At 61.0% G+C, this 12924-nt stretch carries 13 protein-coding genes; 7 read left to right on the forward strand and 6 right to left on the reverse strand.

Annotated features, from left to right (window positions below; all coding sequences use genetic code 11):
- Positions 1-12: 12 nt before the first annotated feature.
- Genes VOY09_RS13545 through ilvD form a run of 3 tightly spaced genes read right to left on the reverse strand, consistent with a single transcriptional unit; the run spans position 13 to position 3154 of the window.
- A complete protein-coding gene (locus VOY09_RS13545) occupies positions 13-786 on the reverse strand; it encodes a DUF6478 family protein (RefSeq protein ID WP_322894508.1) in 774 nt (257 codons plus the stop codon).
- A gap of 42 nt (positions 787-828) precedes the next feature.
- Complete coding sequence (locus tag VOY09_RS13550) at positions 829-1416, reverse strand: dihydroxy-acid dehydratase (RefSeq protein WP_322894507.1); 588 nt, start codon at positions 1414-1416, stop codon at positions 829-831.
- A gap of 4 nt (positions 1417-1420) precedes the next feature.
- On the reverse strand, positions 1421-3154 hold the full coding sequence (ilvD, locus tag VOY09_RS13555; protein WP_322894506.1) for a dihydroxy-acid dehydratase: 1734 nt from the start codon (positions 3152-3154) through the stop codon (positions 1421-1423).
- Positions 3155-3262: 108 nt separating this feature from the next.
- Between ilvD and VOY09_RS13560 the strand changes: the two genes are divergently transcribed.
- From VOY09_RS13560 to VOY09_RS13585, 6 genes are all read left to right on the forward strand, one after another.
- Entirely contained in the window at positions 3263-4168 is a 906-nt protein-coding gene (locus tag VOY09_RS13560; RefSeq protein ID WP_322894504.1) for a CPBP family intramembrane glutamic endopeptidase, read from the forward strand.
- A 54-nt stretch (positions 4169-4222) separates the two neighbouring features.
- The gene (gene accD / locus VOY09_RS13565; protein WP_322894503.1) at positions 4223-5158 is read left to right on the forward strand and encodes an acetyl-CoA carboxylase, carboxyltransferase subunit beta; all 936 of its coding nucleotides are present in this window, start codon (positions 4223-4225) and stop codon (positions 5156-5158) included.
- Positions 5159-5187: 29 nt separating this feature from the next.
- A complete protein-coding gene (locus tag VOY09_RS13570) occupies positions 5188-6429 on the forward strand; it encodes a folylpolyglutamate synthase/dihydrofolate synthase family protein (protein ID WP_322894593.1) in 1242 nt (413 codons plus the stop codon).
- Positions 6426-6932 (forward strand): hypothetical protein, encoded by a 507-nt coding sequence (locus VOY09_RS13575; RefSeq protein WP_322894502.1) that lies wholly within the window; start codon positions 6426-6428, stop codon positions 6930-6932. The genes VOY09_RS13570 and VOY09_RS13575 overlap by 4 nt, the downstream gene beginning before the upstream one ends.
- Before the next feature lie 242 nt (positions 6933-7174).
- Positions 7175-8866 (forward strand): tetratricopeptide repeat protein, encoded by a 1692-nt coding sequence (locus VOY09_RS13580; RefSeq protein ID WP_322894500.1) that lies wholly within the window; start codon positions 7175-7177, stop codon positions 8864-8866.
- On the forward strand, positions 8823-9719 hold the full coding sequence (locus VOY09_RS13585; protein ID WP_416236750.1) for a 4-(cytidine 5'-diphospho)-2-C-methyl-D-erythritol kinase: 897 nt from the start codon (positions 8823-8825) through the stop codon (positions 9717-9719). The genes VOY09_RS13580 and VOY09_RS13585 overlap by 44 nt, the downstream gene beginning before the upstream one ends.
- On the opposite strand, the gene rsmD is transcribed toward VOY09_RS13585, so the two are convergent.
- Together rsmD and VOY09_RS13595 are read right to left on the reverse strand one after the other, a co-directional pair.
- Positions 9707-10270 (reverse strand): 16S rRNA (guanine(966)-N(2))-methyltransferase RsmD, encoded by a 564-nt coding sequence (gene rsmD, locus VOY09_RS13590; RefSeq protein ID WP_322894498.1) that lies wholly within the window; start codon positions 10268-10270, stop codon positions 9707-9709. The two genes, VOY09_RS13585 and rsmD, sit on opposite strands and share 13 nt — an antisense overlap.
- Positions 10267-11481 (reverse strand): NAD(P)/FAD-dependent oxidoreductase, encoded by a 1215-nt coding sequence (locus tag VOY09_RS13595; protein WP_322894497.1) that lies wholly within the window; start codon positions 11479-11481, stop codon positions 10267-10269. The genes rsmD and VOY09_RS13595 overlap by 4 nt, the downstream gene beginning before the upstream one ends.
- Positions 11482-11557: 76 nt before the next feature.
- Here VOY09_RS13595 and VOY09_RS13600 point away from each other — a divergent pair, with 76 nt between their 5' ends.
- On the forward strand, positions 11558-12049 hold the full coding sequence (locus tag VOY09_RS13600; RefSeq protein WP_322894496.1) for a peroxiredoxin: 492 nt from the start codon (positions 11558-11560) through the stop codon (positions 12047-12049).
- Between the two features lie 29 nt (positions 12050-12078).
- Here VOY09_RS13600 and VOY09_RS13605 read toward each other — a convergent pair whose 3' ends face one another.
- A complete protein-coding gene (locus VOY09_RS13605) occupies positions 12079-12924 on the reverse strand; it encodes a mechanosensitive ion channel family protein (RefSeq protein ID WP_322894495.1) in 846 nt (281 codons plus the stop codon).

Raw genomic sequence — 12924 nt, forward strand, 5'->3', positions numbered from 1 at the left:
ACGCCTCTCGGGTCAGATCTGCGCACGGGGATACCGGCTGATGGTCAGATCACGAAAGGTGATCTGGTTCATCGAAGCCTCATCGATCATCAGATCGATCCACATCCGTTCCGCGCGTTTTTCGTTCAATTGGGTATAGGCAAGGTCAAATTCGACACTGGCCATGCCATCGCCATCCGGCAAGGTCAGCAGGATCTGTTCGGTATTGGGGCCGTTTTTGACATTCAACCGGGCATGAATCTGGGTCGGGTGTTCTTTTTCAATCACCGCTGACAGCTGGATCAGATGCTGCTTTTTCAGCTCCACGCAGGATTCATTCGGCAGATCGACCACGATGGACAGGTAAGACCCGGCAAAATGCAGCACATCGACACGCAGCCCGAAGGCGGAAATATCGGTGTCCCGCAGATTGCGGATCTGACGGATCGTGATTTCGTGATGCGGGCAATCGTGGAAAATGCCGATCTCATCGCCAAACCGGGTCTTGTCGAACACCGGCGCGCGACCGGGCTGATCAGACCGCAGCCGCCAGAGCCTGGGCCGCCATGACCAATCAGTGCCAATCGGCCGGACAAAATTGACCGATCCGGTCTGCGGCAGGGCCAGCCGGTCATCGGCGAGATGGCAGAATTCCTGCAACACCGACTTCAACTGCCGCGCTTGCGCGCGTTGCAGGCGCAGAATGCGTCGTCTTGTCTGGCGTGCAGCCGCTGTTGCCAGTTTCCACCGTGCCAATACGCCGATGTGGAACAAACGCCCCAACATTCCATGTGGTTTGATCGGCATTGATCTGGCGGGTCCTTTGCTGTCGGGCGATCGTGGTCAGAACTATGGCATCTCGGTCTCAGGACTGATCCCTTTGAGGATCAGATCAAGCAAGGCCGCGCCCCGGCCCGCCGTGATCGGCGCATCGTCCAAAGCACGCACCGAAACGGTCACCAAACGGTCGCTGACATCGGTGAAGGCGCGCCATTCTTCCTTGCCAAGCCCCTCCATCGGGGGCGCACCGCTGTCGCGGAAATGCACCGTGACCTGCCCGTCAAAGGCTTGTGACGAAACGACCGATATCGTCGCCCCACCGCCGCCATTGCTGAGCAGGCCCGCGCCTTGCGGGCTGGTCAGGAAATCGCGCAGGTCAGCCTCGTCACCGGCCACCATTGCAGATCCCGCATCCCCGGCCTGCACGGTTGCCACGCCAAGGATCGCGGGCAAAGCAGCCTCGGTGCCCAAAGTCACGCAGGGCGCAAACACGGCAAAACCAGCACGCGGCCTGCTGGACAATGGATCAGAGCAATAGCCCGCAGGTGGCGTCACCACCAGATCACCGTCCAGCATCGCCACAGGTGCCGCGACCCCGGCAGGATCGCAAGCCGCGAGGACCGCCATTCCTGCCAAGGCCAGCGCAACCCGGATCATGGTCTTAAAGATCCATATAGATGTGTTTTTCGCCCTTGGCCCCCGGATGGGTCAGCGCGCCCAGCCGGGTGGAGCCGACCAGCTGCGCATATTTCCACAAAGCGCCCGAGGCATAGATCGTCTCACGCGGGCCTTTCCAATTGGCACGGCGTTCTGCCAGTTCGTCATCGGTCAGATCGACCGACAATTCCCCGGTAATCGCGTTCAGCGTGATCATATCCCCGTCTTTCAGCAATCCGATGGGGCCGCCATGTGCCGCCTCTGGCCCGACGTGACCGACGCAGAAACCGCGTGTTGCGCCTGAAAACCGGCCATCGGTGATCAGCGCGACCTTTTTGCCCATACCCTGACCCGACAGCGCGGCGGTGGTGGACAGCATTTCGCGCATCCCCGGCCCGCCTGCGGGGCCTTCGTTGCGGATGACCAGCACTTCGCCTTCTTCATATTTGCGGGCTTTCACCGCCTCGAACGCATCTTCTTCGCATTCGAACACACGGGCCGGGCCGGTGAAGACCTGTTCTTCCGGTGCCATGCCTGCAACCTTCACAATCGCGCCTTCGGGGGCCAGATTGCCGGTCAGCCCGACAACGCCGCCGGTCTTGGTGATCGGGTTGCTGACGGAATAGATGACGCGGTTATCCGCCTCGCCTTTGATCATATCGAGTTCTTCGCCAATGACCCGGCCAGAAGCGGTCATGCAATCCTCATGGATCAGCCCAGCCTTGCGCAATTCTTTCAGCACGACGGGCACGCCGCCAGCCTCATACAGGTCCTTCGCCACATATTTGCCGCCCGGTTTGAGATCGACGAAATAAGGCGTGTCGCGGAAGATATCGCAGACATCGGACAGATCGAAATCAATCCCGGCCTCTGCCGCAATCGCGGGCAGGTGCAGCCCGGCATTGGTGGACCCGCCGGTGCAGGCCACGATCCGTGCGGCGTTTTCCAGCGATTTGCGGGTCACGATATCGCGGGCGCGGATGTTCTTGGCGATCAGGTTCATCACCGCCTCACCCGAGGCGACACCATATTGGTCGCGCGATTCGTAAGGTGCAGGCGCGCCGGAGGAATTGAGCAGCGCCAGACCAATCGCCTCTGACACACAAGCCATGGTGTTGGCAGTAAACTGCCCGCCACAGGCACCGGCTGACGGACAAGCGACGCGTTCCAAAACCTCAAGTTCGGCATCTGACATATTGCCGGCCTGATGCTTGCCGACAGCCTCGAACACATCCTGCACGGTGACATCCTGACCGTTCAACCGGCCTGGCAGGATCGACCCACCGTAAATGAAGACAGACGGCACGTTCAGCCGGACCATCGCCATCATCATGCCGGGCAAGGATTTGTCACAACCGGCCAGACCGACCAGCGCGTCATAGCAATGGCCGCGCATTGTCAGCTCGACCGTATCGGCAATCGCCTCGCGGGACGCGAGCGAGGACCGCATCCCTTCATGCCCCATCGCGATCCCATCCGTCACGGTGATCGTGGTGAATTCGCGGGGCGTGCCCATGCCCTTTTTCACGCCCAGCTTGACCGCTTGGGCCTGCCGGTTGAGCGAGATGTTGCAAGGTGCCGCTTCGTTCCAGCAGGTGGCAACGCCGACCCAAGGCTGCGCGATGGCTTCTTCATCCAGACCCATCGCATAGAAATAGGACCGGTGCGGCGCGCGCGACGGGCCTTCGGTCACATGGCGGCTGGGCAATCTGGATTTATCGACACGGTTGTTGGACATCACTTCTACTCCCCGGAAACTGTTGCAGCAGGTCTAAATAACGGGCGGCAGTGACACAAGCGCGAAACATGCGTTGCGGGGATCGTGGCGGGATGTGTAAATGCAGCGATGTCGGACCCCTATGCCGCCCATGCCCGTTTTATCCGACCCGCATGGCCGCTGCGGGACATCTGGCGCATCGCGGTGATGGTGGTGCTGGTCGAGTTCATTTTCGGCGTGACCCCCGGCATCATGGCGTTGTTGTTGCCACCCGCGGCGCTGGAAATCTATGTCGACGGCACCAGCGCGACCGGCACATTGATGCAATTTGCAGCCTTTGGGATTCCGGCCTTGGGGATCGTGGGCCTGCTGCATCTGCTGCACCATCGGGGGTTCTGGTCGCTGATCGGTGACGCGCCGGCTGCTTGGGTTGATCTGAAACGGGTGACTGTTGCCGTGGTGGCGGTGCTGCTTTTGCTGGAAGCTTTGCCGCGTTGGGGTGATCCCGCCATGGGTGCGCAAATGCGCAATTTCGGGATCTGGGTGGCGCTGGTGCCGGTGGCGCTGCTGGTCCTGCTGGTGCAGGTCGGTGCGGAGGAAATGTTCTTTCGTGGCTATCTGCAACAGCAGTTGGCGTGTCTGTCGTCATCGCGTTGGGTCTGGATGGGGGTTCCTTCGGTCCTGTTCGGGCTTGTGCATTACTGGAATGGGTTTGGCACCGCCGATGGGGTGATCTGGGCGATCTGGGCGGCCTTGCTGGGCCTTGCCTGTGCCGATCTGACCGCGCGAACCGGCAATCTGGGCGCGGCCATCGGGCTGCATCTGGCGAATAACATTCTGGCGGTGCTGCTTTATGGCGTGCAGGGCTGGCCCGCCTCGGGGCTGGCGTTGTTTGTCTATCCCTATGCCGATCCGGCAGAATTCGCCTCGGATCTTGGCACCTTGCTGTCATCATGGGCGATTGTGCAACTGCTGATCCAGGCGGCATTGGTCTATGTGATGTGGCTGGCAGCCCGGATCGCGATCAGGCGCTGATTGCATTTTCTGCCGCAGCGCCATATCTGACAGGGGTCAACCAAAGGGTCGCCTATGAACTGGATCACCAATTACGTTCGCCCAACGATCAATTCGTTGTTCTCGCGCCGCGAAGTCCCCGAGAATCTGTGGACCAAATGCTCCGAATGCGGGACCATGCTGTTTCACCGCGAACTGGCCGATAACCTGAACGTCTGCACCAATTGCGACCATCACATGGCCATCGGCGCGCGTGAGCGGCTGACATCCTTGTTCGACGGCGGTGTCTTCACCGAAGTCGCGGTGCCTGATCCGGTCGCCGACCCGCTGCATTTCCGCGATCAGAAGAAATATACCGACCGTATCAAGGAAGCCCGCAAGAAAACCGGCGAAAAAGACGCGATGCTGGTCGCCGAAGGCGATATGGGCCGCACGGGCGTTATCGTCGCGGTGCAGGATTTTTCCTTCATGGGCGGATCAATGTCGATGTATGTCGGCAATGCAATCGTCGCAGCGGCGCAGCGCGCGATAGAGCTTAAACGCCCCTTGATCCTGTTTTCTGCCGCCGGTGGCGCGCGGATGCAGGAAGGTATCCTTGGCCTGATGCAGATGCCGCGCACCACGATTGCGGTGCAGATGCTGAAAGAGGCGGGTCTGCCCTATATCGTCGTGCTGACCCATCCGACCACCGGCGGCGTGACCGCCTCCTATGCAATGCTGGGCGATGTGCAGATTGCCGAACCCAATGCGCTGATCGGTTTCGCCGGGGCGCGGGTGATCGAACAGACCATCGGCGAAAAACTGCCCGAAGGGTTCCAGCGCGCCGAATATCTGCTGGATCACGGGATGCTGGACCGCGTGACCAAACGCACCGATCTGAAGGATGAACTGGTCACCATCGTGCGGCTGCTGACCAAACAGGCCGCACCGGTGAAAGGCGATCTGCCTGCGCCGTCCTTGGAGCTAGCCCCAGAGCCTGAACCCGCCCCTGTGGTGGAAGCGGAAAAGTGACCAAAAGCTCTGACGCCATTCTGGCGCGGATGATGACCCTGCACCCCAAGGTCATCGACCTGACGCTGGACCGGGTCTGGCGTTTGCTGGTGGCTTTGGACAATCCGCAGGATCGCCTGCCGCCCGTGATCCATGTGGCCGGGACCAACGGCAAAGGCTCGACACAGGCGATGATCCGCGCCGGCCTCGAACAAGGCGGCGCGCGGGTCCATGCCTACACATCCCCACATCTGGCGCGGTTTCACGAACGGATCAGGCTGGCCGGTGATCTGATCACCGAGGACGCGCTGACCGATGTGCTGGACCGCTGTTATGCCGCCAATGGCCCCGATCCGATCACCTATTTCGAGATCACGACAGTGGCGGGCTTGCTGGCCTTTGCCGAAACCCCTGCGGATTATACATTGCTTGAGGTCGGCCTTGGCGGGCGGCTGGACGCGACCAATGTGATCGCCAAACCGGCGCTGACCATCGTCACCCCGGTCGATCTGGATCATCAAAGCTATCTTGGCGATACTCTGGCCGCAATCGCAGGCGAAAAGGCCGGGATCATCAAACGCGGCGTGCCTTGCATTGTTGGCCCGCAACATGACGAAAGCATGGATGTGATCGAAAGCGTCGCGGCCCGTCTGGGCGCGCCCTTGCTGGCCTATGGCCAACATTGGCATGTCAGCGCCGAACATAACCGCCTGATCTATCAGGACGATCACGGCTTGCTGGACCTGCCTTTGCCCAATTTGCGCGGTCCGCATCAGGTGATGAATGCTGGTAGTGCCATCGCCGCCCTGCGCTATCTGGGCAAGGATGAGGCCGCTTGCGAGGCGGCAGTCACCCGCGCCTATTGGCCCGCGCGGATGGAAAAGCTGACCAAAGGCGCTTTGGTCGATCTGGCAGCGCCTGCGGAACTCTGGCTCGACGGTGGGCATAATCCGGCAGCGGGGGCAGCGCTGGCCGCGACGTTGCGCGCCCAAAGCGCGCGCCCAACGCATCTGATCTGCGGAATGCTGAACACAAAGGATATCGCAGGCTATCTGCGGCCCTTGGCCGATGTGGCCGAAAGCCTGACCGCTGTGTCGATCCCCGGCGAGGCCGCGACGATCCCCGCAGAAGACACCGCGCGGATCGCCACCGACGTCGGTCTGCCCGCCAGCACCGCTGCCAGCGTGCAGGATGCGATCATCGCGATCCGCGATGCCACACCACAGGCGCGCATCCTGATCTGCGGGTCGCTTTACCTTGCAGGCCATGTCATCCGGGAGAACGGTCAATGATCCGCATGCTGACAACGGCGCTCGCATTGATTGGCACACAGGCCCATGCGGTGGATTTCTATTTCTGCTGGGAAGGCGCGAATGGTTACACCATGACCGGCCAGATGAGCGTTGAGCCCGCCGCCATCTCACGCCCCTTGATCACCGAAGCCGATGTAACCGATTTTCGCATCGCAGGCTATCTTGATGGCGGTCTGATCGGCAAATGGGACCTCGCGATGCGCGATGACACCACCCCTTGGGTGCTGCATTTCGATCCGGGCGGCGGATTTTTCTACACGCCGGATCAGATCGGCCTCGGCGTCAGCCAGGCCTGGAACGCCGGTGGCAATGCCGATGATTGCGGCAATCCCGGCTTTGGTTTCAACCTTGGCAATTACGCGCAGGATTTCTGCCTGAACGGCGTCTGGATCGAAGACAGCGGGATGCCGCCCGAAACGCCGTTTCTGGTCAGCCCGACGCCGGTCAGCCCGATCTGTGAAATATACGCGCCAACCAGCTGAAAGCGAATCAGTCACTTGACTGCGAATCACTTCATCGCCTAAGGTCGTTGCAACGCGAAGCGCCATGGAAAAAAGGCGCAGCCGGGCAGTGGGCGGGCGGACAGGCAGGTCTTCGGGCCTGCCGGTTTGTGTGCAAACCCCAGAGAGTGGCAGCGATCCGCTGTTGACCCTTTGCCGCATTTGCAAGCCGGACAATGACCCGTTAGCGTGACCGCGTAACCTGCGAAAGGTAAGCTGAAACCGTGCTGCGAAAATCCCTGTCTGCTGGCGTAATCGCCTTGATGCTCACCTCTGCCGCGCCTGCCGTGGCGCAGGCGGATGCCGGGGCCTATCTGGCCGGGCGTCAGGCAGGATATGACAATGATTTTGGCGCAGGGGCGCGCTATTTCACCCAAGCCTTGCAGGGTGATCCCGCCAATCCCGTTCTGTTGGAAAACGCGGTGGCGTCTTACGTGGCGCTGGGGCAGTTCGATCAGGCGGAAACGCTGGCGCGCAATATCGTCAGTCTGCGCCTTCCCAGTCAGGTCGCCGATCTGGTGATCAATGTCGCTGATGCAAAAGCTGGCGATTGGGACGGTATTTTTGACGCTTTGGAAAGCGGGCGGTCGGTCGGGCCGCTGGCGGATGGGCTGACACAGGCCTGGGCGCATATCGGCAATGGCAATATCCGCCGCGCCCTTGTGCAATTCGATCAGGTGATCGAGGCGGATGGCATGGGCATCTATGGTCTGACGCATAAAGCCTATGCGCTGGCCTCGGTCGGGGATTTCGACGGGGCCGAAGCGCTGTTTGCCAGCCGCAGCGACATGCAATACAGCCGCCAGAGCGCGATTGCCCGGATCGAAATCCTCAGCCAGCTTGACCGCAATGAAGATGCGCTCCGCATGCTGGACGCCATTTTCGGCGTGCAGCTTGACCCGCGCCTGCAGCAATTGCGCGATGCCTTGGAAGATGGCGTTGCCGTCCCCTATGCCGCCGTCGCCACACCGGTCGAGGGGTTGGCCGATCTTTACCTTTTGCTGGCAGGGCTGGTGCAGGAAGATGCGCCAGACAGTTACACGCTGCTGTTCGCGCGGGCCGCATCCTATCTTACCCCCGAAAAAACCCCCGCCGTGCTGATGACCGCTGACCTGCTGGAAGGTTTGGGGCAATATGATCTGGCCAATGCGGCCTATGCCAGCGTGCCCCGCGACGACCCATCCTTTTCTGCTGCTGAGATGGGCCGCGCCGAAGTGCTGCGCGCCGCGGGCAAGCTCGATGCCGCCATCGAGGTGATGGACAATCTGTCGCGCATCTACCCCGACGCGCCCGAGGTCTTCGCCGCCAAAGGCGACCTTTTGCGCCAGTCAGACAGGATGGAAGACGCCAAAGCAGCCTATTCCCGCGCTCTGGCGCTTTACAATGATAACGCCCCGGCGAAATGGGCGGTCTATTACACCCGCGCTATCGCCAACCACGAACTTGATCTCTGGCCCGAGGCCGAGGCCGATTTCCGCGCCGCGCTGGCCTTGCAACCGGATCACCCGCAGGTGCTGAATTATCTCGGCTATTCACTGGTTGAACGCGGTGAAAAACTGGATGAAGCATTGGAGATGATCCAGACCGCCGCTGCGGCGCGCCCGGACAACGGGGCGATTGTGGATTCCCTTGGCTGGGTGCTGTTCCGCTTGGGGCAATATGATGAATCCGTCGACTATCTGGAACAGGCCGCATCGCTGGAACCGGTTGATCCGGTGATCAATGATCATCTGGGTGATGCTTACTGGGCCGTTGGCCGCCTGATCGAGGCGCGGTTCCAATGGCAGCGCGCCCTGTCCTTTGACCCGACCGAGACCGAGGCGCAGCGGATCCGGGATAAACTTTCACGCGGGCTGGATCTTGTCTTGCAGGATGAAGGCGCAGACCCGATTAAGGTTGCCCGTGGCGACGATTAAGGCCACCGCCCCGGCCAAGGTCAATCTGACCCTGCATGTCACCGGGCAGCGCGATGATGGCTATCATCTGCTGGATTCGCTGGTGGTCTTTGCCGATGTCTGTGACCAGCTAAGCGCGACGACAGCGCCCGATCTGAAGATCAATGTCAGCGGCCCGTTTTCGCCCGGTGTTCCCAGTGATGACAGCAATCTGATGATGCGTGCCGCGCTTGCCTTGCAACAGGCGCGCGGGGTGGAGCTTGGTGCTGCCCTCACCCTTGAAAAGCACCTGCCCCATGCCGCAGGGATCGGCAGCGGGTCCTCTGATGCCGCCTTGACCCTCGCGATGCTGGCAGAATTGTGGGACGTGGCCCCTTTACCCGCCGATGCACCCGAAGTGGTGGCCTTGGGTGCCGATGTGCCGGTCTGCCTGCAGGCCCCGGCCCCGACACGGATGACCGGCATCGGCGAAACCTTGTCACCCGTGTCGCGCCTGCCCGATTGCGCCTTGGTTATGGTGCGGCCACCCGTCGATGTGCCGACAGCGGATGTGTTCAAAGGCCTGGCCAACCGCGACGGCAGCGCAATGGATGATCTGCCGGATGGGTTGGATTATGACGGTTTCGCCGCTTGGCTCGCCGCGCAGCGCAATGATCTGCAATCTTCCGCACAAACCATCGCCCCCGCCATTGCCGAGGTGATCAGCGCGCTACAAGCCCAGCCCGCCGTCAGTTTCGCAGGCATGTCAGGGTCCGGCGCCACCTGTTTCGGGCTGGTCAAGGATATGGCCACCGCCCGCCAGATCGCGCGGATCGTGCAGGTTGCGCATATGAATTGGTGGGTCGCGCCTGCGGCCTTGCTTCAGCCCGCCTGAGTGCGGCGCAACAGCGTCACCCAAGTCTCGCCATAACGCCGCTGATCGGCCACGGCGAACCCGGCAGGGGCCATCTGCGCGCGCGCCTCTTCCCAGACGATCAGCGCATCAGCCGCAATCCAGCCTTGCCGCAAAGCCGCCTCAAGTGCGGCCTGCCCCAGACCCAGCCCGTAAGGCGGGTCCAGAAACACCAGATCACAGGGTTGACCGGTGGGCAGGGCGGTGACGCTGGTGGTGATCAGCTTGGTATCATCCTGTCGGCGCAGCTTGGCAATATTGGCACGGATCAGACCCTGCGCCACGCGCCCATTGTCCACGAAAGTCACATGGGCCGCACCGCGCGACAAAGCCTCCAGCCCCAAGGCACCCGTGCCTGCGAACAGATCCAGCACCCGCGTGCCCCGCAACGGATCGCCATAGCGCCCGCCTTGCAGCACGTTGAACATGCTTTCGCGCACCCGGTCGCTGGTCGGGCGCAGATGGGCGGCCTCATCACCCGCGCCAACTTCCGTCAGATGCGTGCCGCGATGGGTGCCTGCGATGATCCTCATCCGCGCAGCAGCGCCATCATATCGGTCGCAGGATTGGTGATGAGCGCGGGATCAGGGCTGCGCCCCGCCTCGATCAGCCTTTTGCCGATCATGTAATTGCGCGGGTCATTCATCGCATCGACAGCGAGCAGATCAGCGCCGCGATAATACCAATGCGATTGCACGCCCGGCGCATCGCCAAGGCGGGTGTAAACATCCGTATAGCCGGTGTTCAGCCCCGCGATCTGCAATTTGCAGTCATATTGATCCGACCAGAACCATGGTTTCGGCTGATAGGGCAGGTCGCGGCCCATGATATTCAGCGCGACAGCCTCTGCCTGATCAATCGCATTGCCGACGCTTTCCAGCCGGATGCGATTGCCGTGAAACAGCGTTGATGCACAATCCCCCGCCGCCCAGATATGCGGATCCGAGGTGCGGCCATAGGCATCGGTCGTGATGCCATTTTCAACATGCAGACCGGCACTGTCGGCAAGGATCGTCGCAGGGGTGATGCCCACGCCGACAATCGCGAAATCCGCTGCCAGTTCACTGCCATCGGTCAGCCTTGCGCCGGTGACGCGGTCATCGCCCAGCAACCGGTCCAACCCGACACCTTCGCGGATCGTCACGCCATGCGACTGGTGCAAGGCGCGGAAATAATCCGATGTCTGCGGTGCCGCGACGCGTTGCAAAATCCGGTCCGCCATCTCGACCAGCGTCACGCGCAAGCCGCGTTTGGCGGCAACCGCCGCCGCCTCCAGCCCGATATAGCCGCCGCCGATGATCAACACCTGCCGCCCGGCCACCAGTTCCGGGGCCATCGCATCAGCATCTGCCAGATCGCGCATCGCATGGACCCCGTCGAGCATGCCACCAATTGCCGCAGGCAAGGTTCGCGGATGCGCGCCCGTGGTCAACACAAGCGCGTCATATGGCACGATTTCCTCGCCTGTCAGGGTGATGGTCCGGGCGGCGGGATCAATCGCCACCACGCGGGTATCGAGACGCAGCGCAATATCCTGATCAGCGTAAAACTCCACAGGCCGCAGATACAGCCGTTCCTGCGCCAGATCGCCCAGCAAATAGGCCTTTGACAGCGGCGGGCGCTGGTAGGGCGGGACATTTTCCGCACCGATCAGGGTGATCGCCCCGGCAAAGCCTTCGGCGCGCAATTTGGCCACCAGCGATGCGCCAGCCTGCCCGGCACCCACGACCACAACATGCGTCATGATATTCCCCTACTTGTTTTGCGGCACTCTATATGGGAAGCCTTCGGCGACACAACGCGAAGAAGGGGCGATAGCCATGACAATCAAGACAGGCGATACACTACCAGACGCGACTTTCCTGCAAATGGGCGACAACGGGCCGGAGCCCGTCACGCTTTCCGACAAGCTGAAAGACCGCAAGGTCGTGATTTTCGGCCTGCCCGGTGCCTTCACCGGCACCTGCACCACGGCCCATGTGCCAAGCTTTATGAATACGTTTGATGATTTCAAAGCCAAAGGCGTGGATGAAATCATCTGCGTGTCGGTCAACGATCCTTTCGTGATGAAAGCCTGGGGCGAAAGCACCGGCGCGACCGCGACCGGCATCACCATGCTGGCCGATCCTGAAAGCACATTCACCACCGCCATCGGGCTGGATTTCAGCGCCCCGCCGGTCGGTTTCGTGAACCGGTCCAAGCGGTATTCCATGCTTGTTGAAAACGGCGTGGTCATGATCCTGAACGAAGAGGCAGGGCCGGGACAGTGCGAAATTTCGGCAGGGGAAACCCTGCTGGCGGAATTGAGCTAACAAAGCGGGCGGCCAATTGGCCGCCCATTTCATTCCGCCAGATTGACCACCGTGCGTGTCGGGAACGGGATCTCGATCCCGGCCTTGTCCAGCGCCTCTTTCACCTGCCGCTTCATATCGGCCTGAAACGCGAACAGATCGCCGCTGGCGCACCAGACCCGCACCAGAAAATCGACCGAGAAATCGCCCAGATTATTCACCTGAATGAACGGGGCCGGTTCTGTCCGCGCCCGTGGGTCGGCCATAATCGTCTCACGGATCGTCTCCTCGGCCAGTTTCAGATCAGCGCCATAGCCCACGCCAAAGGTCCATTCCGCGCGGCGGCTGTCATAGACCGAATAATTGACAATCGTATTGCCCCAGACTTGGGAGTTCGGGATGATCACCTGCACATTCGACAGATTGGCCAGTTCGATGAAATTCAGGTTGATCTCTTTCACCGTACCCATCTGGCCGTTCACCTCGACAAAATCGCCCAGCTTGATCGGGCGGAAAAACACGATCATCACGCCCGCCGCGATATTGGACAATGTGCCTTGCAGCGCCAGACCAATCGCCAGACCTGCGGCACCGATAACGGCGATGAAGGATGTCGTCTGTACCCCGAAGGTATTGAGAACAAACAGAAACGCAAAGCCGATGATCACATAGCGGATGATATTGCCCAGAAAGCTGAACAAAGTATCGTCCAGATGCCGGTTCATTTGACCGACCCGCACGATCCGCCCGCGCAGCCAGCCGCCAATGACGAAACCTGCAATCAGAATCACGATGGCGGCAAAGACGCTGCCAAAGATCGCGACCAGAAATTCCAGTGTCAGAAGATCGGCGAGCGTCCTTCCATTGATGATTTCCGTCGTTAACAGATTTTCCAA

The sequence above is a fragment of the Yoonia sp. 67-2 genome (genome assembly GCF_035117555.1).
Taxonomy (GTDB): domain Bacteria; phylum Pseudomonadota; class Alphaproteobacteria; order Rhodobacterales; family Rhodobacteraceae; genus Yoonia.

Excerpts from the sequence above, each read along its gene's own strand:
- VOY09_RS13545 (WP_322894508.1), bottom strand. The coding sequence starts at position 786 with ATGCCGATCAAACCACATGGAATGTTGGGGCGTTTGTTCCACATCGGC.
- VOY09_RS13550 (WP_322894507.1), bottom strand. The coding sequence starts at position 1,416 with ATGATCCGGGTTGCGCTGGCCTTGGCAGGAATGGCGGTCCTCGCGGCT.
- ilvD (WP_322894506.1), bottom strand. The coding sequence starts at position 3,154 with ATGTCCAACAACCGTGTCGATAAATCCAGATTGCCCAGCCGCCATGTG.
- VOY09_RS13560 (WP_322894504.1), top strand. The coding sequence starts at position 3,263 with ATGTCGGACCCCTATGCCGCCCATGCCCGTTTTATCCGACCCGCATGG.
- accD (WP_322894503.1), top strand. The coding sequence starts at position 4,223 with ATGAACTGGATCACCAATTACGTTCGCCCAACGATCAATTCGTTGTTC.
- VOY09_RS13570 (WP_322894593.1), top strand. The coding sequence starts at position 5,188 with ATGATGACCCTGCACCCCAAGGTCATCGACCTGACGCTGGACCGGGTC.
- VOY09_RS13575 (WP_322894502.1), top strand. The coding sequence starts at position 6,426 with ATGATCCGCATGCTGACAACGGCGCTCGCATTGATTGGCACACAGGCC.
- VOY09_RS13585 (WP_416236750.1), top strand. The coding sequence starts at position 8,823 with ATGAAGGCGCAGACCCGATTAAGGTTGCCCGTGGCGACGATTAAGGCC.
- rsmD (WP_322894498.1), bottom strand. The coding sequence starts at position 10,270 with ATGAGGATCATCGCAGGCACCCATCGCGGCACGCATCTGACGGAAGTT.
- VOY09_RS13595 (WP_322894497.1), bottom strand. The coding sequence starts at position 11,481 with ATGACGCATGTTGTGGTCGTGGGTGCCGGGCAGGCTGGCGCATCGCTG.
- VOY09_RS13600 (WP_322894496.1), top strand. The coding sequence starts at position 11,558 with ATGACAATCAAGACAGGCGATACACTACCAGACGCGACTTTCCTGCAA.